Annotated in this window: 16 protein-coding genes; 10 read left to right on the forward strand and 6 right to left on the reverse strand. The window is 57.5% G+C overall.

The window, feature by feature from the left end:
- Positions 1-4 precede the first annotated feature (4 nt).
- From uvrD to corA, 3 genes are all read left to right on the forward strand, one after another.
- Positions 5-2167: a DNA helicase II gene (gene uvrD, locus AC0TOY_RS01360; protein WP_032646073.1), complete on the forward strand. Its 2163-nt coding sequence runs from the start codon at positions 5-7 to the stop codon at positions 2165-2167.
- A gap of 149 nt (positions 2168-2316) precedes the next feature.
- Complete coding sequence (ysgD, locus tag AC0TOY_RS01365) at positions 2317-2373, forward strand: YsgD/CorL family protein (protein ID WP_212743980.1); 57 nt, start codon at positions 2317-2319, stop codon at positions 2371-2373.
- Between the two features lie 150 nt (positions 2374-2523).
- The gene (gene corA, locus AC0TOY_RS01370; protein ID WP_008501540.1) at positions 2524-3474 is read left to right on the forward strand and encodes a magnesium/cobalt transporter CorA; all 951 of its coding nucleotides are present in this window, start codon (positions 2524-2526) and stop codon (positions 3472-3474) included.
- Positions 3475-3557: 83 nt separating this feature from the next.
- On the opposite strand, the gene rarD is transcribed toward corA, so the two are convergent.
- A complete protein-coding gene (gene rarD, locus AC0TOY_RS01375) occupies positions 3558-4454 on the reverse strand; it encodes an EamA family transporter RarD (protein WP_045909225.1) in 897 nt (298 codons plus the stop codon).
- 51 nt (positions 4455-4505) lie between these two features.
- The gene (gene yigI, locus AC0TOY_RS01380) at positions 4506-4973 is read right to left on the reverse strand and encodes an acyl-CoA thioesterase YigI (RefSeq protein WP_008501538.1); all 468 of its coding nucleotides are present in this window, start codon (positions 4971-4973) and stop codon (positions 4506-4508) included.
- Positions 4974-5136: 163 nt separating this feature from the next.
- On the opposite strand from yigI, the gene pldA reads away from it, so the two are divergent.
- The 3 genes from pldA (at position 5137) to rhtC (ending at position 8608) form a co-directional block, all read left to right on the forward strand.
- Positions 5137-6006 carry a phospholipase A gene (pldA, locus tag AC0TOY_RS01385; protein WP_023615553.1) on the forward strand — a complete coding sequence of 290 codons (870 nt, stop codon included), beginning with the start codon at positions 5137-5139 and terminating at the stop codon, positions 6004-6006.
- 90 nt (positions 6007-6096) lie between these two features.
- Positions 6097-7926 carry an ATP-dependent DNA helicase RecQ gene (gene recQ / locus AC0TOY_RS01390; protein ID WP_047345452.1) on the forward strand — a complete coding sequence of 610 codons (1830 nt, stop codon included), beginning with the start codon at positions 6097-6099 and terminating at the stop codon, positions 7924-7926.
- A 61-nt stretch (positions 7927-7987) separates the two neighbouring features.
- Positions 7988-8608 (forward strand): threonine export protein RhtC, encoded by a 621-nt coding sequence (rhtC, locus tag AC0TOY_RS01395; protein WP_024907989.1) that lies wholly within the window; start codon positions 7988-7990, stop codon positions 8606-8608.
- Here the strand turns inward: rhtC and rhtB are convergent.
- Positions 8605-9225: a homoserine/homoserine lactone efflux protein gene (gene rhtB / locus AC0TOY_RS01400; RefSeq protein ID WP_008501533.1), complete on the reverse strand. Its 621-nt coding sequence runs from the start codon at positions 9223-9225 to the stop codon at positions 8605-8607. The two genes, rhtC and rhtB, sit on opposite strands and share 4 nt — an antisense overlap.
- 109 nt (positions 9226-9334) lie before the next feature.
- On the opposite strand from rhtB, the gene pldB reads away from it, so the two are divergent.
- From pldB to AC0TOY_RS01415, 3 genes are all read left to right on the forward strand, one after another.
- The gene (gene pldB / locus AC0TOY_RS01405) at positions 9335-10327 is read left to right on the forward strand and encodes a lysophospholipase L2 (RefSeq protein WP_024907990.1); all 993 of its coding nucleotides are present in this window, start codon (positions 9335-9337) and stop codon (positions 10325-10327) included.
- 31 nt (positions 10328-10358) lie between these two features.
- On the forward strand, positions 10359-11159 hold the full coding sequence (gene yigL, locus AC0TOY_RS01410) for a sugar/pyridoxal phosphate phosphatase YigL (protein ID WP_024907991.1): 801 nt from the start codon (positions 10359-10361) through the stop codon (positions 11157-11159).
- An 82-nt stretch (positions 11160-11241) separates the two neighbouring features.
- Positions 11242-12141: a carboxylate/amino acid/amine transporter gene (locus tag AC0TOY_RS01415; RefSeq protein ID WP_045909224.1), complete on the forward strand. Its 900-nt coding sequence runs from the start codon at positions 11242-11244 to the stop codon at positions 12139-12141.
- Here the strand turns inward: AC0TOY_RS01415 and metR are convergent.
- Positions 12029-12982 (reverse strand): HTH-type transcriptional regulator MetR, encoded by a 954-nt coding sequence (metR, locus tag AC0TOY_RS01420; protein ID WP_024907993.1) that lies wholly within the window; start codon positions 12980-12982, stop codon positions 12029-12031. The genes AC0TOY_RS01415 and metR overlap by 113 nt on opposite strands.
- A gap of 115 nt (positions 12983-13097) precedes the next feature.
- On the opposite strand from metR, the gene metE reads away from it, so the two are divergent.
- Positions 13098-15359, forward strand: coding sequence for a 5-methyltetrahydropteroyltriglutamate--homocysteine S-methyltransferase (gene metE, locus AC0TOY_RS01425; RefSeq protein WP_473721403.1), 2262 nt, complete (start codon positions 13098-13100; stop codon positions 15357-15359).
- Between the two features lie 48 nt (positions 15360-15407).
- Here metE and AC0TOY_RS01430 read toward each other — a convergent pair whose 3' ends face one another.
- Together AC0TOY_RS01430 and AC0TOY_RS01435 are read right to left on the reverse strand one after the other, a co-directional pair.
- Complete coding sequence (locus AC0TOY_RS01430) at positions 15408-16871, reverse strand: glycoside hydrolase family 1 protein (protein WP_473721404.1); 1464 nt, start codon at positions 16869-16871, stop codon at positions 15408-15410.
- Positions 16872-16909: 38 nt separating this feature from the next.
- Positions 16910-17716, reverse strand: a complete 807-nt coding sequence (locus AC0TOY_RS01435; RefSeq protein ID WP_024907996.1) for a dienelactone hydrolase family protein — start codon at positions 17714-17716, stop codon at positions 16910-16912.
- Between the last annotated feature and the right edge of the window lie 200 nt (positions 17717-17916).

Genomic DNA, 17916 nt, shown 5'->3' on the forward strand with positions numbered 1-17916 from the left:
GCCAATGGACGTTTCTTACCTGCTCGACAGCCTTAATGACAAACAGCGTGACGCGGTTGCCGCCTCGCGCACCAACCTGCTGGTGCTGGCTGGGGCGGGCAGTGGTAAGACGCGCGTGCTGGTTCACCGTATCGCCTGGCTGCAGAGCGTGGAAAACTGCTCGCCGTACTCCATCATGGCGGTGACGTTCACCAACAAGGCGGCGGCGGAGATGCGCCACCGTATCGCCCAGCTGATGGGCACCAGCCAGGGCGGCATGTGGGTCGGTACCTTCCACGGCCTGGCGCACCGCCTGCTGCGTGCGCACCACATGGACGCCAACCTGCCGCAGGATTTCCAGATCCTCGACAGCGAAGACCAGCTCCGTCTGCTGAAGCGCCTGATCAAGGCGATGAACCTCGACGAGAAGCAGTGGCCGCCGCGTCAGGCGATGTGGTACATCAACGGCCAGAAAGACGAAGGGCTGCGCCCGCACCACATTCAGAGCTTCGGCAACCCGGTCGAGCAGACCTGGCAGAATGTCTACAAGGCCTATCAGGAAGCGTGCGATCGCGCCGGCCTGGTGGATTTCGCCGAGCTGCTGCTGCGCGCCCACGAGCTGTGGCTCAACAAGCCGCACATTCTGCAGCACTACCGTGAACGCTTTACCAATATCCTGGTGGACGAATTCCAGGATACCAACAACATCCAGTACGCATGGATCCGTCTGCTGGCCGGTGATACCGGCAAGGTGATGATCGTGGGCGATGACGACCAGTCGATCTACGGCTGGCGCGGGGCGCAGGTGGAGAACATCCAGCGCTTCCTCAACGATTTCCCCGGCGCGGAAACTATCCGTCTGGAGCAGAACTACCGCTCAACCAGCAACATTCTGAGCGCGGCCAACGCCCTGATTGAGAACAACAACGGGCGTCTGGGTAAAAAGCTGTGGACCGACGGCGTCGACGGCGAACCGATTTCGATTTACTGCGCGTTTAACGAACTCGACGAAGCGCGCTTCGTGGTCAACCGCATCAAAACCTGGCAGGACAACGGCGGCGCGCTGGAGCAGTGTGCCATTCTCTATCGCAGCAACGCCCAGTCGCGCGTGCTGGAAGAGGCGCTGCTGCAGGTGAGCATGCCGTACCGCATTTACGGCGGCATGCGCTTCTTCGAACGTCAGGAAATCAAAGATGCGCTCTCGTATCTGCGTCTGATTGCCAACCGTAACGACGACGCGGCGTTTGAGCGCGTGGTGAACACCCCAACCCGCGGGATTGGCGACCGTACGCTGGACGTGGTGCGTCAGGCCTCGCGCGACCGCCAGCTGACGCTGTGGCAGGCGTGCCGCGAGCTGCTGCAGGAAAAGGCCCTCGCCGGACGTGCCGCCAGCGCATTACAGCGCTTCCTTGAGCTGATTGACGCCCTGGCGCAGGAAACCGCCGACATGCCGCTGCACGTGCAGACCGATCGGGTGATTAAAGACTCCGGCCTGCGCACCATGTACGAGCAGGAGAAAGGCGAGAAGGGCCAGACCCGTATTGAGAACTTAGAGGAACTGGTCACGGCAACGCGCCAGTTCAGCTACAACGAAGAAGACGAAGACCTGATGCCGCTGCAGGCGTTCCTCTCCCACGCCGCGCTGGAAGCGGGTGAAGGGCAGGCGGACACCTGGCAGGATGCGGTTCAGCTGATGACCCTGCACTCCGCCAAAGGTCTGGAGTTCCCGCAGGTGTTCATTGTTGGCATGGAAGAGGGGATGTTCCCGAGCCAGATGTCGCTGGATGAAGGCGGCCGTCTGGAAGAGGAGCGTCGTCTGGCCTACGTGGGCGTGACGCGTGCGATGCAAAAGCTGACGCTGACCTACGCCGAAACCCGCCGTCTGTACGGTAAAGAGGTCTACCACCGTCCGTCGCGCTTTATCGGTGAACTGCCGGAAGAGTGCGTGGAAGAGGTGCGTCTGCGGGCGAGCATCAGCCGTCCGGTCAGCCATCAGCGCATGGGCTCGCCGATTGCGGAAACCGATACCGGCTACAAGCTGGGCCAGCGCGTGCGCCATTCGAAGTTTGGTGAAGGTACCATTGTGAATCTGGAAGGCAGCGGCGAGCATAGCCGCCTGCAGGTGGCGTTCCAGGGGCAGGGGATCAAATGGCTGGTGGCGGCCTATGCGAAGCTGGAAACAGTCTAACATTCAGAAAAATATCATTATTTTGTAATAATCTGCTAGCCTTATACAGTGAAGGTCAATTAATGCCCTTCAGCGTTCCGTTGCGTGTTGACGCCGCAGTTATAGCTGGCGTAACATGCGCGCACGATTACGCTAAGAGGACATTCGCCTTGGACACACCCAGTAGATACTGGCTCAATTCCCTGTCATCCAGGAACAACTCCTAAGGCTATCTCCTCTTGCTGATGGCCTTAGTGGTTGTCAGCGACTGCTCTATTCCCGTCGCGCTGAGTCAGGCTGTTTAATGGTCTGAAACCCAATTTGTTTCTGTGTGCCCACCGAACTGTCCGATATTTTTTGCATTGGGAGTCCCGGTCATGTTGAGCGCATTTCAACTCGAAAATAACCGACTGACTCGGCTTGAAGCCGAAGAGTCACAGCCCCTCATTGATGCCGTATGGGTGGATCTGGTCGAGCCGGACGACGATGAGCGCCTTCGCGTACAATCTGAGCTGGGGCAAAGCCTGGCAACCCGCCCGGAACTGGAAGACATCGAAGCATCCGCCCGTTTTTTTGAAGACGAAGACGGTCTGCACATTCACTCCTTCTTCTTCTTTGAAGATGCGGAAGACCACGCGGGTAACTCCACCGTGGCGTTTACCATTCGCGACGGCCGTTTGTTTACCCTGCGCGAGCGTGAGCTACCGGCATTCCGTCTCTACCGCATGCGCGCCCGCAGCCAGGCAATGGTGGACGGCAACGCGTACGAGCTGCTGCTCGATCTGTTCGAGACCAAAATTGAACAGCTGGCGGACGAAATTGAAAACATCTACAGCGATCTGGAAAAGCTGAGCCGCGTGATCATGGAAGGCCATCAGGGCGATGAGTACGACGAAGCGCTCTCCACGCTGGCGGAGCTGGAAGATATCGGCTGGAAGGTGCGCTTGTGTCTGATGGATACCCAGCGTGCGCTGAACTTCCTGGTGCGCAAGGCGCGTCTGCCGGGCGGTCAGCTGGAGCAGGCGCGTGAGATCTTACGAGATATCGAATCCCTGCTGCCTCACAACGAATCCCTGTTCCAGAAGGTCAACTTCCTGATGCAGGCGGCGATGGGCTTTATCAACATCGAGCAGAACCGCATCATCAAGATCTTCTCGGTGGTTTCCGTGGTGTTCCTGCCGCCGACGCTGGTGGCATCAAGCTACGGGATGAACTTCGAGTTTATGCCGGAGCTGAAGTGGAGCTTTGGTTACCCGGGGGCGATTATCTTTATGATCCTCGCGGGGCTGGCGCCGTATCTCTATTTCAAACGCCGGAACTGGCTGTAAAAATCTGGCGGGTGGCGCTGCGCTTACCCGCCCTACGATCGAATTCCCTCTCCCTGTGGGAGAGGGTTAGGGTGAGGGCAACATCACAGCCCTTTGCGCACCCTGCGTTGGGTATAAATCGCATCAGCGACGAAAATCGCCAGCGCCACCCAGATAAAGGCGAACGTCACCATCTTATCCGCCCCCGGTACCTCTCCGTAAAACACCACTGCCAGCAGGAACATCAGCGTCGGGCCAATGTACTGGAAGAAGCCCAGCGTGGAGAGACGCAGACGCGTCGCGGCACCGGTGAAGCACAGCAGAGGAATGGTAGTTACCACGCCCGCCGCCATCAGCATCAGGTTCAGCGACCACGGGTTGCTGCCCATATGGCTGGTTGGACTGTCGGCGATGCCGAAGAGATAAATCGCCGCCACCGGCAGCAGCCAGAGGGTTTCAAACAGCATCCCCGTCTGCGCTTCCACCGCAATCTTCTTGCGTACCAGGCCGTAGAAGGCAAAGCTGAACGCCAGACCGAGGGCGATAATCGGCAGCGAGCCGAATGTCCACAGCTGCACCAGCACGCCGCAGAAGGCCAGAATCACCGCTAACCACTGCATACGACGGAAGCGTTCGCCGAGGAAAATCATCCCCAGCACAATATTCACCAGCGGGTTAATAAAGTACCCCAGGCTCGCCTCGAGCATGTGATGGTTATTCACTGCCCAGATAAACAGCAGCCAGTTACCACCAATCAGCACGGCAGAGAGTGCCAGCAGGAAGATCTTCTTCGGGGTCTGCAGTAGCGTTTTGACGCCCGACCACTGACGGCTGAGGCTCATCAGCGCGATCATAAAGAAGAACGACCAGATGACGCGGTGAGTGAGGATCTCGTCAGCCGGAACGTAGGCGATAAGCTTGAAGTACGCCGGGGCGATACCCCAAATAAAATAAGCGGCAAGGGCGAGTAAAACGCCCTGCCGCGTCTGTTTAGCATCCATCGGGAAAATCCGTTACAAAAAAGTGAATCAATTTTACCCGATTTTGCCGCCTCAACCCACCATATAAGTGGCGGTTGCGCTGGCGATATAAACCTGTTCTTCGTTGTGTAACTCAACGCGCGCCACGGCAACTTTATTCCCCGCGCGCAGCAGGCTGCTGGTACAGGTAAAGCGATTTCCGCGCCCCGGACGAAGATAGTCGACGCGCAAATCAATGGTGCCCATGCGCGCCAGACGCTGGCGAAGCTCGTCTTCGTTAATGGTGTCATGGCGCGTCAGCGTACTGCCCACGCAGACCAGACCTGCCGCCACGTCGAGCGCGGAGGCAATCACCCCGCCATGCAGAATACTTTGCGCCCAGTTCCCTACCATCATCGGCTGGTTGTTGAAGCTCAGTTGGGCAAAGTCCTTCTCGTAACGCTCCAGCTCCAGTCCCAGCGCGCGGTTAAACGGCATATGGTAAACAAAAATCTCGCCCACGAGTTTTAACACTTCTTCGGCGGTAAGCATGGCTGACATGAGGCATTACATCCTTATTGTTAACGAAATGTTGATTTTATGCCTCAGCAACGAGGAATGCCACTTTCAGAAACGAGGATGCAGCAGTTGTCGCAGAAGTCTGTAGAATGTTCGCCACATAACTATTCAATCAATTTTACTCTTTTGCAGGAGAACACCACCGATGCGGACGTATCTGGCCTGGTTACTGGCGGCGGTTTCGCTGCCCCTCACAGCCTATGCGCAGGAAGCGACAATCAAAGAGGTGCACGATAAGCCTGCCGTTCACGGTAGCATTATCGCGAACCTTCTTCAGGAGCATGACAATCCGTTCACGCTCTATCCGTATGACACCAACTACGTGATTTATACCCAGACCAGCGATCTCAACAAAGAGGCGATAAGCTCCTATAACTGGTCTGATAATGCACGTAAAGATGAGGTGAAGTTCCAGCTCAGCCTCGCCTTCCCGTTCTGGCGCGGCATTCTGGGGCCGAACTCGGTGTTTGGTGCCTCTTATACGCAGAAGTCCTGGTGGCAGCTCTCTAACAGCGGGGAATCCTCGCCGTTCCGCGAAACCAACTATGAGCCGCAGCTGTTCCTCGGCTTCGCAACGGATTATGAATTTGCCGGCTGGACGCTGCGCGATGTCGAAGTGGGCTTCAACCATGATTCTAACGGCCGTTCCGATCCGACATCCCGTAGCTGGAACCGCGCCTATACGCGCCTGATGGCGCAGAACGGTAACTGGATGGTGGAAGTGAAGCCGTGGTATGTGGTCGGCAGCACGGATGACAACCCGGACATCACCAAATATATGGGCTACTACCAGCTTAAAGTCGGCTACCAGCTAGGTGATGCCGTGCTGAGTGCGAAAGGCCAGTACAACTGGAACACCGGCTACGGCGGTGCGGAAGTAGGCTTAAGCTATCCGGTAAGCAAGCATGTTCGCCTTTATACGCAAGTCTACAGCGGCTACGGCGAGTCGCTTATCGATTATAACTTCAACCAGACCCGCGTCGGCGTGGGCGTGATGCTGAACGATATTCTCTAGGCTGCTCGAATGTTTTTGCGTTAAACGTTGAAGTTTCTCTCTCAGGCGCTGAAAATAGCGCCTGTTTCATTTCAGGCATATGGGGTTAACGTGGCGCAGGCGGAAGTATTGAATCAGGAGTCGCTGGCTAAACAGGTTTTGCATGAAACCTTTGGCTACCAGCAGTTCCGCCCCGGCCAGGAAACCATCATTGAAACGGTGCTGGAAGGCCGTGACTGCCTGGTGGTGATGCCGACCGGCGGCGGTAAGTCCCTCTGTTATCAGGTGCCCGCGCTGGTGCTTAACGGCCTGACGGTCGTGGTATCCCCACTCATTTCTCTGATGAAAGACCAGGTTGACCAGCTGCTCGCCAACGGCGTCGCGGCCGCCTGTCTTAACTCCACGCAAACCCGGGAGCAGCAGCAAGAGGTGATGGCCGGGTGCCGCACCGGGCAGATTCGCCTGCTGTATATCGCCCCGGAACGCCTGATGCTGGATAACTTCCTCGATCATCTGGCGCACTGGAACCCGGTGCTGTTGGCGGTAGATGAAGCGCACTGTATCTCCCAGTGGGGACACGATTTCCGCCCGGAATACGCTGCCCTCGGCCAGCTGCGTCAGCGCTTCCCCGAGCTGCCGTTTATGGCGCTCACCGCCACGGCGGATGACACCACGCGGCTGGATATCGTTCGCCTGCTGGGGCTGAACGACCCGTATATTCAGGTCAGCAGCTTCGACCGCCCTAACATCCGCTATATGCTGATGGAAAAGTTCAAGCCGCTGGATCAGCTCCTGCGCTACGTCCAGGAGCAGCGCGGCAAGTCCGGCATCATCTACTGCAACAGCCGTGCGAAGGTGGAAGACACCGCCGCGCGTCTGCAAAACCGCGGCTTTAGCGCCGCCGCGTATCACGCCGGGTTAGAGAACCACATCCGCGCCGACGTGCAGGAGAAATTTCAGCGCGACGACCTGCAAATCGTGGTTGCGACGGTGGCGTTCGGGATGGGGATTAACAAGCCGAACGTGCGCTTTGTAGTGCACTTCGACATCCCGCGCAACATCGAATCCTACTATCAGGAAACCGGTCGCGCCGGGCGTGACGGGCTGCCTGCGGAAGCGATGCTGTTTTACGATCCGGCCGATATGGCGTGGCTGCGCCGCTGTCTGGAAGAGAAACCGCAGGGGCAGCTCCAGGATATTGAGCGCCACAAGCTCAACGCGATGGGCGCGTTTGCTGAAGCGCAAACCTGCCGCCGTCTGGTGCTGCTCAACTACTTTGGTGAAGGGCGCCAGGAGCCTTGCGGCAACTGCGATATCTGCCTGGATCCGCCGAAACAGTACGATGGTCTGATGGACGCGCGTAAGGCGCTCTCGACCATTTACCGCGTGAACCAGCGCTTCGGGATGGGCTACGTGGTGGAAGTGCTGCGCGGTGCCAACAACCAGCGTATCCGCGATATGGGCCACGACAAGCTGCCTGTCTACGGTATTGGCAAGGACCAGAGCCACGAGCACTGGGTGAGCATCATTCGCCAGCTGATCCATCTCGGCTTTGCCACGCAGAATATTGCCCAGCACTCCGCGCTTCAGCTCACGGAGGCCGCGCGTCCGGTGCTGCGCGGTGACGTTGAACTCAAGCTCGCCGTGCCGCGCGTCATCGCCCTGAAGCCGCGGGTGATGCAGAAATCCTACGGCGGCAACTACGACCGCAAGCTTTTCGCCAAACTGCGCAAGCTGCGTAAGGCCATCGCCGACGAAGAGAACATCCCGCCTTACGTGGTGTTCAACGACGCGACGCTCATCGAGATGGCCGAGCAGATGCCGCTCAGCGCCAGCGAGATGCTCAGCGTCAACGGCGTGGGGACGCGCAAGCTGGAGCGCTTTGGTAAAGAGTTTATGGCGCTCATCCGCTCTCACGCCGATGGTGATGATGAGGAGTAGTCAGCCGGGCGAAAAAGTGCCAGGATGATGACTCACTGAATTATTTCCCCGCGAGTTAATTATGTTGATGCTATTTCTCACCGTGGCGTTAGTGCACATCGTTGCGCTGATGAGCCCGGGACCGGACTTTTTCTTCGTGTCACAAACGGCCGTCAGTCGCTCCCGCAAAGAGGCGATGATGGGCGTGCTCGGTATCACCATGGGCGTTATGGTCTGGGCGGCCGTTGCGCTGCTCGGTCTGAACCTGATTCTGGCGAAAATGGCCTGGCTGCATAACATCATTATGGTCGGCGGCGGGCTGTACCTGTGCTGGATGGGCTACCAGATGCTGCGCGGGGCGCTGAAGAAAGAGCAGAAAAAACCGGAAGAGCCCAAGGTGGAGCTGGCAACGGGCGGCCGCAGCTTTGTAAAAGGGCTGCTGACCAATCTGGCGAACCCAAAAGCGATTATCTATTTCGGCTCGGTGTTCTCGCTGTTTGTCGGCGATAGCGTCGGTGCGGGCGCACGCTGGGGCATCTTCCTGCTGATCGTTGTTGAAACCTTTGCCTGGTTTACCATCGTGGCCAGCCTGTTCGCCTTACCGGCGATGCGCCGCGGCTACCAGCGTATCGCGAAGTGGATTGATGGCTTCGCCGGCGCGCTGTTCGCCGGCTTCGGCATTCATCTCATCATTTCTCGCTAAGCATGACGCGCTGACGCAAGCAGCGCGCCAACCAGCATAAACAGCGAGCCAAAGACTTTATTCAGGGCCTTCATCTGCTTAGGCCCTTTAATCCACGCCGCAATCCGCTGCGCCAGCGTCGCGTAACCAATCATCACGATGATATCGACAATAATGGTGGTCGCGCCCAGCACCACGTACTGCATCACCTGGGGCTGATGCGGCACGATAAACTGCGGGAACAGCGCGGCGAGGAACACGATGCTCTTCGGGTTGGTCAGGTTGACGAACACCGCGCGCTTAAACAGATGGCCGCGGTTTTGCGTCTGCGCGAGCGTATTCAGGTTGATGGAGCCTGCCGCGCGCCACTGCTGGATGCCGAGCCAAATCAGATACGCCGCCCCGGCCCATTTCAGCACCTCAAAGGCCAGTACCGAGCGGGAGAACAGGGTCCCCAGACCAATCCCAACCAGCACGATATGAATGCCCAGCCCGGTTTGCAAACCGGCAATTGACGCTGCCGCACCGCGATAGCCGTGGTTGATGGAGGTGGTCATGGTGTTAATGGCACCCGAGCCCGGTGAAAGGCTAAGGATGATGGATGTCAGCAGGTAAGCGAACCACCACTCGAAGGTCATTTGAAACTCCCGAATCGTCTGTTTTTATGCCACAATACGCTATTGTTGAGTCATTTTGTGACCGGTTACGAAAAAACGATATTCCTTGGCTTAGGTGAGTAGAAACCCGATGTTTCAGCAGAAAAAGGACTGGGAAACACGAGAAAACGCATTTGCTGCTTTCTCCATGGGGCCGCTGACCGATTTCTGGCGCCAGCGTGAGGAAGATGAGTTTACGGGCGTCGGTGATATACCGGTACGCTTTGTGCGTTTTCACGATAAGAAAAATGACCGGGTCATCGTGGTCTGCCCCGGGCGTATCGAGAGCTATATCAAATACGCCGAACTGGCCTATGACCTGTTCCATCTGGGCTTCGATGTGTTGATTATTGATCACCGCGGGCAGGGGCTTTCTGGCCGCCTGCTATCGGATACGCATCGCGGCCACGTGGATAACTTCAGCGATTACGTCGACGATCTTGCCGCGTTCTGGCAGCAGGAGGTCGAGCCCGGCCCCTGGCGGAAGCGCTATATTCTGGCGCACTCGATGGGCGGTGCGATTTCAACGCTGTTTTTACAGCGCCACGCTCACCAGTGCGACGCCATTGCGCTCACCGCGCCGATGTATGGCATCGTCATGCGTTTTCCTGACTGGATGGTGCGTCATATTCTTGACTGGGCTGAGGGCCATCAGCGCATTCGGGAAGGCTATGCCATCGGGACGGGACGCTGGCGGGCACTGCCGTTTGCGATGAACGTTCTGACCCACAGTCGCCAGCGGTATCGTCGTAACCTGCGTTTTTATGCCGATGAACCGCGCCTGCGCGTGGGGGGCCCGACCTACCACTGGGTGCGGGAAGGTATCCTTGCCGGTGAGCAGGTTCTGGCGGGTGTCGGCAATGACGATACACCAACACTCCTGATTCAGGCGGAAGAAGAGCGTGTGGTGGATAACCGCATGCATGACCGCTATTGTGAACTGCGCGCGGCCGCCGGTCACCCTTGTGAAGGGGGAAAACCGCTGGTCATTAACGGCGCGTACCATGAGATCCTTTTTGAAAAGGACGCTATGCGCTCAGTCGCGCTCAACGCCATTGTTGAATTTTTCAACAGGCATAATTGATTATTGTTTTCCACCAGAGGTTGAAATCCCTATGTACCAGGTTGTTGCATCTGATTTAGATGGCACGCTGCTTTCCCCTGACCACACCCTGTCGCCTTACGCGAAAGAGACCCTAAAGCTGCTGACGGCACGGGGCGTGAACTTTGTGTTTGCCACCGGCCGCCACCACGTCGACGTGGGGCAGATCCGCGATAATCTTGAGATCAAATCGTACATGATCACCTCCAACGGTGCGCGCGTGCATGATACCGACGGCAACCTGATCTTCACCCACAACCTGGATCGCGATATTGCCGCCGATCTGTTTGGCGTGGTGCACAATAATCCGGCTATCGTCACCAACGTTTATCGTGACGACGACTGGTTCATGAACCGCCACCGCCCGGATGAAATGCGTTTCTTCAAAGAAGCGGTATTTAACTACTCCCTGTACGAGCCGGGCCTTCTTGAGCCGGAGGGGATCAGTAAGGTGTTCTTCACCTGCGACAGCCATGAAGAACTGCTCCCGCTGGAGCAGGCAATCAACGCCCGCTGGGGCGATCGCGTCAATGTGAGCTTCTCAACCCTGACCTGTCTGGAAGTGATGGCGGGTGGCGTCTCCAAAGGCCACGCGCTGGAAGCCGTCGCGAAACGTCTGGGCTTCGAGCTGAAAGACTGTATCGCCTTTGGTGACGGCATGAACGATGCCGAAATGCTGTCGATGGCAGGCAAGGGCTGCATTATGGAGAATGCGCACCAGCGTCTGAAAGATTTGCACCCGGAGCTGGAAGTGATCGGCACCAACGCAGACAATGCGGTACCGAAATACCTGCGCAAACTGTTCCTTGAATAATCTTCATTTGGTTGTTTATTGCTCAGATGTCAACTAAAGAGTTCGCTACAATGCCTCTCCTTCTTTCTGAGAGACAAGCATTGTGGCGCTACTCATTATCACCACTATCCTGTGGGCCTTCTCCTTTAGCCTGATTGGCGAATACCTTGCCGGTTCAGTCGACAGCTACTTCTCGGTGCTGATGCGCGTAGGGCTGGCGGCGCTGGTGTTCCTGCCGTTTCTGCGCACGCGCGGACAGTCGCTGAAAACGATTGTGCTGTACATGCTGGTGGGGGCGATGCAGCTCGGCATCATGTACCTGTTCAGCTTCCGGGCTTACGTCTATCTGTCCGTCTCGGAATTCCTGCTCTTTACCGTGCTGACGCCGCTCTACATCACGCTGATTTACGATCTGCTGAGTAAACGCCGTCTGCGCTGGGGATACCTGCTGAGCGCGGCGCTGGCGGTGATCGGCGCGGCGATTATTCGCTACGACAAAGTGAGCGATCACTTCTGGACCGGGCTGATGTTCGTCCAGCTCGCCAATATCAGTTTCGCCATTGGCATGGTGGGCTACAAACGCCTGATGGAAACCCGTCCGATGCCGCAGCATAACGCGTTCGCCTGGTTCTACATGGGGGCCGCGATGGTCGCGGTGGCGGCGTGGTTTATGCTCGGTAACCCGCAAAAGCTGCCGACTACCCCCGTGCAGTGGGGCGTGCTGATCTGGCTGGGCGTCGTGGCTTCCGGGTTGGGGTACTTCATGTGGAATTACGGCGCGACGCAGGTCGACGCCGGTACGCTGGGGATCATGAACAACGTGCATGTCCCGGCTGGGTTGTTGGTCAACCTTGCCATCTGGCAGCAACAGCCGCACTGGCCGAGCTTCCTTATTGGGGGAGCGGTGATCCTGGCTTCGCTGTGGGTCCATCGCCGCTGGGTCGCTCCGCGCTCCGCACAAACGGAAGATGGTCGCACGCGTGGTTCCGCGCTGAGCGAATAAACGCCTCCGTAATCGGCTGACGCTGCTCGCCATCGCGCACGGCGGCGTACAGCCGGCTCCACAGTCCTTCACCCAGGGTTTTGGTCACCACCAGACCCTGGCGTTCAAAGCTCTCTACCACCCAGTGCGGCAGCGCCGCGATACCCATTCTGGCCGCCACCATCTGAATCAACAGCAGGGTGTTATCCACGCTTTTCAGCTGCGGACTGATGCCCGCGGGCTGCAGGAAGTGTCGCCAGATATCCAGACGACTGCGCTGAACCGGGTAAATCAGCAGCGTTTCCGTCGCCAGGTCTTCCGGCGTGATGCGCGTTTTGGCCGCCAGCGGATGATCCGGCGCCAGTACCAGGCGTACTTCATAATCAAACATCGGCGAATAGTGCAGGCCGCTGCGCGGCAGAATATCGGACGTCATCACCAGATCCAGCTCGCCCTGCTGCAGCGAGGGCTGCGGGTCGAACGTTACGCCGGATTTGAAGTCCATCTCCACCTGCGGCCATTTCTGGCGGAAGTTCTCAAGCGCGGGGGTCAGCCACTGAATACAGCTATGGCACTCAATGGCGATACGCAGCGTGGTCTGCTGCGGTTCGTTACACGCCTGGAGCGCGCTGGCGATCTGCGGCAGGACCTGATTCGCCAGCTGCAACAGGATCTCGCCCTGGGGCGTAAAGCGCAGCGGCTGGCTCTTGCGCACAAAAAGACGGAAGCCGAGGCGTTGTTCCAGATCGCTGAACTGGTGAGAAAGGGCGGACTGGGTCTGGTGCAGCGTGGCCGCCGCCGCCGCGAGCGAGCCGCAGTTCCGCAACGCTTGTAGCGTTTTCAGGTGTTTTATCTCGATCATGAAAGTCCTTCACTTCGGCATGAACATTTTGCGCTTGAGGAATATACAGTACCTGCCAATTATAGATGTGTAAACATCTGGACGTCTAAATAACGAATTTCACAAGGGGCACACCATGACAATCCGCAATCACACACTCGGTTTCCCTCGCGTTGGCCTGCGTCGCGAGCTGAAAAAAGCGCAAGAAAGCTACTGGGCGGGTAACGCCACCCGTGAAGAACTGCTGGCGGTGGGACGCGAGCTGCGCGCCCGTCACTGGGATCAGCAAAAACAGGCGGGGATTGACCTGCTGCCGGTGGGTGATTTCGCCTGGTACGACCATGTTCTGACGACCAGCCTGCTGCTTGGCAACGTGCCGGCTCGTCATCAGAACAAAGATGGATCGGTAGATATCGATACTCTGTTCCGCATCGGCCGTGGCCGTGCGCCAACGGGTGAGCCAGCGGCAGCGGCGGAAATGACTAAATGGTTTAACACTAACTATCACTATATGGTGCCGGAGTTCGTAAAGGGTCAGCAGTTCAGGCTGACCTGGACGCAGCTTCTGGATGAAGTGGACGAAGCGCTGGCGCTGGGTCATCAGGTGAAGCCCGTATTGCTGGGGCCAGTCACCTACCTGTGGCTGGGCAAAGTAAAAGGCGAGCAATTTGACCGACTCAGCCTGCTGAAGGATATTCTGCCGGTCTATAAACAGGTGCTGATTGAGCTGGGCAAGCGCGGCATTCAGTGGGTGCAAATCGACGAGCCGGCGCTGGTGCTCGAACTGCCCAAAGTTTGGCTTGATGCTTTCAAACCGGCGTACGACGCGCTGGCGGGGCAGGTGAAGCTGCTGCTGACCACCTATTTTGAGGGCGTTACGCCGAACCTGAACACCATTACCGCGCTGCCGGTTCAGGGCCTGCACGTTGACCTGGTTCACGGCAAAGACGATGTCGCGGAACTGCACAAGCGACTGCCCGCAGACTGGCTGCTCTCCGCGGGTCTGGTTAACGGTCGTAACGTCTGGCGCGCCGATCTGACCGAGAAATACGCACAGATTAAGGACATCGTCGGCAAACGTGAGCTGTGGGTGGCCTCGTCCTGCTCCCTGCTGCACTGCCCGATCGATTTGAGCGTGGAAACCCGTCTTGATGCCGAGGTGAAAAGCTGGTTTGCCTTCGCCCTGCAAAAATGTGAAGAGCTGACGTTGCTGCGCGATGCGCTGAACAGCGGCGACACGGCGGCGATCAGCGCATGGAGCGCGCCGATCCAGGCACGTCGTCACTCGGCGCGCGTGCATAACCCGGCGGTGGAAAAACGCCTGGCGGCCATCACCGCCCAGGACAGCCAGCGTCAGAGCCCATATGAGGTACGCGCCGAAGCGCAGCGTGCCCGCTTCAACCTGCCTGCGTGGCCGACCACCACCATCGGTTCTTTCCCACAAACCACCGAAATCCGTGGCCTGCGTCTGGACTTCAAAAAGGGTAACCTGGATGCGAATCACTACCGCACCGGTATCGCCGAACACATCAAGCAGGCGATTATCGAGCAGGAGCGACTGGGGCTGGACGTGCTGGTGCACGGTGAGGCCGAGCGTAACGACATGGTGGAGTACTTCGGTGAGCATCTCGACGGCTTCGTGTTTACCCAGAACGGCTGGGTGCAGAGCTATGGCTCCCGCTGCGTGAAACCACCGGTGGTTATCGGTGACGTCAGCCGCCCGGAAGCGATCACCGTGGAATGGGCGAAATACGCGCAGTCCCTCACGGACAAGCCGGTGAAAGGCATGCTCACTGGTCCGGTGACCATTCTTTGCTGGTCCTTCCCGCGTGAAGACGTGACCCGTGAAACCATCGCCAAACAGATTGCCCTGGCACTGCGTGATGAAGTGGCGGATCTGGAAGCAGCAGGCATTGGTATTATTCAGATTGACGAACCGGCCCTGCGCGAAGGTCTGCCGCTGCGCCGCAGCGACTGGGATGCCTACCTGCAGTGGGGCGTGGAGGCGTTCCGCATCAACGCCGCGGTGGCGAAGGACGACACGCAGATCCACACCCACATGTGTTACTGCGAATTCAACGACATCATGGATTCGATTGCCGCGCTGGACGCCGACGTGATCACCATTGAGACGTCGCGCTCAGACATGGAGCTGCTGGAGTCGTTCGAAGAGTTCGAGTACCCGAACGAAATCGGGCCGGGCGTGTACGACATTCACTCCCCGAACGTGCCGAGCGTGGAGTGGATTGAAGCCCTGCTGAAAAAAGCGGCCCAGCGCATTCCGGCTGAGCGCCTGTGGGTGAATCCGGACTGCGGCCTGAAAACCCGCGGCTGGCCGGAAACCCGCGCCGCGCTGGCGAACATGGTGAAGGCAGCACAGAATTTGCGTCAGGCATAATTGTGACGCGTGATGGCCGGGCGTCTGCCCGGCCTGGAATGCGCATGCTTAGCGCAGATCTGCGCCGTTGCTGGCAATCACTTTTTGGTACCACCAGAAGGAGTCTTTTTTCAGCCGTTTCAACGTACCGTTGCCTTCATCGTCCTGATCGACATAGATAAAACCGTAGCGTTTGGACATCTGCGAGGTGCCCGCACTAATGATGTCGATACAGCCCCACGTGGTGAACCCCATCACCTCCACGCCTTCATTAATCGCGGCCAGCGTTTGCGCGAAATGCGCGCGGAAATAGTCGATTCGATAGCTATCGTGGATCTTGCCGTTTTCGACCACATCCTTCGCGCCCAGACCGTTTTCAACGATAAACAGCGGCTTCTGGTAACGGTCATACAGCTCCAGCAGCGAGATTTTCAACCCAAGCGGATCAATCTGCCATCCCCATTCGGACGCAGGCAGATACGGGTTTTTCACACCGAGAACGGTATTCCCGGGAATGCGTTCGGCGTCAGGCTGCGTGGATTCGGTCATCGACATGTAATAGCTGAAGGAGACGAAATCGACGGTATGCGCCTTTAAAATACGCCGATCGTCAGGGTGCATTTCAATATGGATATTTCGTCGTTCCAGATCGCGCAGGATCAGCGGGGGATAGTCGCCAAATACCTGCACGTCGGCATAAAAATAGTTTTCCAGGTTTTTCTTCAGCGTGGCTTCAACGTCTTCCGGACGGCAGCTGTGCGGATAGGTCGTCAGTTTCGTCAGCATGCACCCGACCTGGCTGCCCGGAATTTTGGCGTGGCAGTCGCGCGTGACCAGTGCAGACGCGACAAACTGATGGTGCAGACCCTGATAGATATCCTGTTTCGCGTTGCCCGGTGCGCTTTTCTCTTCGCGAATGCCCGCGGTCGTAAAGGGATGGCGGTGAATACTGTCTATTTCATTGAAGGTTAGCCAGTAACGCACCAGCTCTTTGTAGCGGTCGAAACAAACATTGCTGAAGCGAACGAAGGCATCGACCACATTACGATGCACCCAGCCGTTATATTTTTCGCTCAGCGCCAGCGGCATTTCGTAGTGGGAAAGGGTGACCAGCGGCTCGATGTTATGACGACGCAGCTCGCGGAACAGTTCTTCATAAAACTGCAGCCCGGCCTCGTTTGGCGCGGCGTCCTCTCCGGTCGGGAAAATACGCGACCAGGCAATGGATACGCGCAGCACCTTAAAACCCATCTCAGCAAACAGCGCGACGTCGTCTTTATAGTGGTGATAAAAATCGATGCCGCGGCGTTTCGGGTACAGCGCATCATTTTTACCTTCAAACGCGTCGCGGATATTCTCGTCCGTCAGGGCCATATGGCCGCTGTAATCTTTCACGGAGAGGTTGGGTTTCCAGGCGACAGCGTCGGCAACGGACGGCCCTTTACCGTCCACGTTCCATGCGCCTTCGGCCTGGTTGGCGGCAATCGCGCCGCCCCATAAAAAACCGTGTGGAAACGCGAGGGAATAGTCCATAACACGTACTCCTTATGCGTCATGATGATGGGAAAGGCTTACCCTTTTTTACCACCGTACTGACGGAACCACGTAAGCATCCGCTGCCATCCATCTTTCGCCGATTCAGCGTGATAGCTCGGACGATAGTCGGCGTTAAACGCATGCCCGGCATCCGGGTAAACTACAATCTCCGCCTTCGCATTTGCCGCGCGGAGCGCATGGCGCATGGTTTCTACCGAATCCAGCGAAATACCGGTGTCCTGACCGCCGTAAAGCCCTAACACGGGGGCATTCAACTCGGTGGCGATATCAACCGGATGTTTCGGTGAATTCAGCGTTTTTTCACCCACCAGTTTGCCGTACCAGGCGACAGCGGCTTTGAGCTGCGGGTTATGTGCGGCATACAGCCAGCTAATGCGTCCGCCCCAGCAGAAACCGGTGACCAGCAGACGATGGGGATCGCCCCCGTTGCGCGCCGCCCAGCTGGCGACGTGGTCGAGATCGGCCAGCACCTGCGCGTCCGGGACTTTGCTGACCAGGTTGCTGAGCAAGGTGGGAATATCGCTGTAGTCGTTCGGATCGCCCTGACGGAAGTAGAGCTCTGGCGCAACGGCCAGATACCCTTCCAGCGCCAGCCGGCGGCAGAGGTCGCGAATGTGTTCGTGAACACCAAATATCTCCTGAATCACAATCACGATGGGCAGCGGGCCGTCTGCCGATTTTGGTCGTGCGTGATAAGCAGGCATATTCTCCCCCTGCGAGGGAATAGAGGTCTCACCCGCCGTGATGGCGTCTTCAGATGTTGAGACGATGGTTGAGGCATGCGGGGCCGCAGCAGGTGCAAAACCAGTTTTTTCAGTCATGGCATTCTCCGTACCAATCAGTTAGCGCAAAGGTAAATATAGACACCAGGTTAACAACTCACAGTGCCTTAAACGGTCTATCTTTTGTGCAGCACCTGACGATATAACTTGTTAATGTGATGTAAATCACTTTTTGATGGAAATTTGATGCAATCATTTTCATTCATGGTGAGATGCGTCACGAAATTATGCTTACTGCT

The organism is Enterobacter sp. PL_is379 (assembly GCF_055817355.1).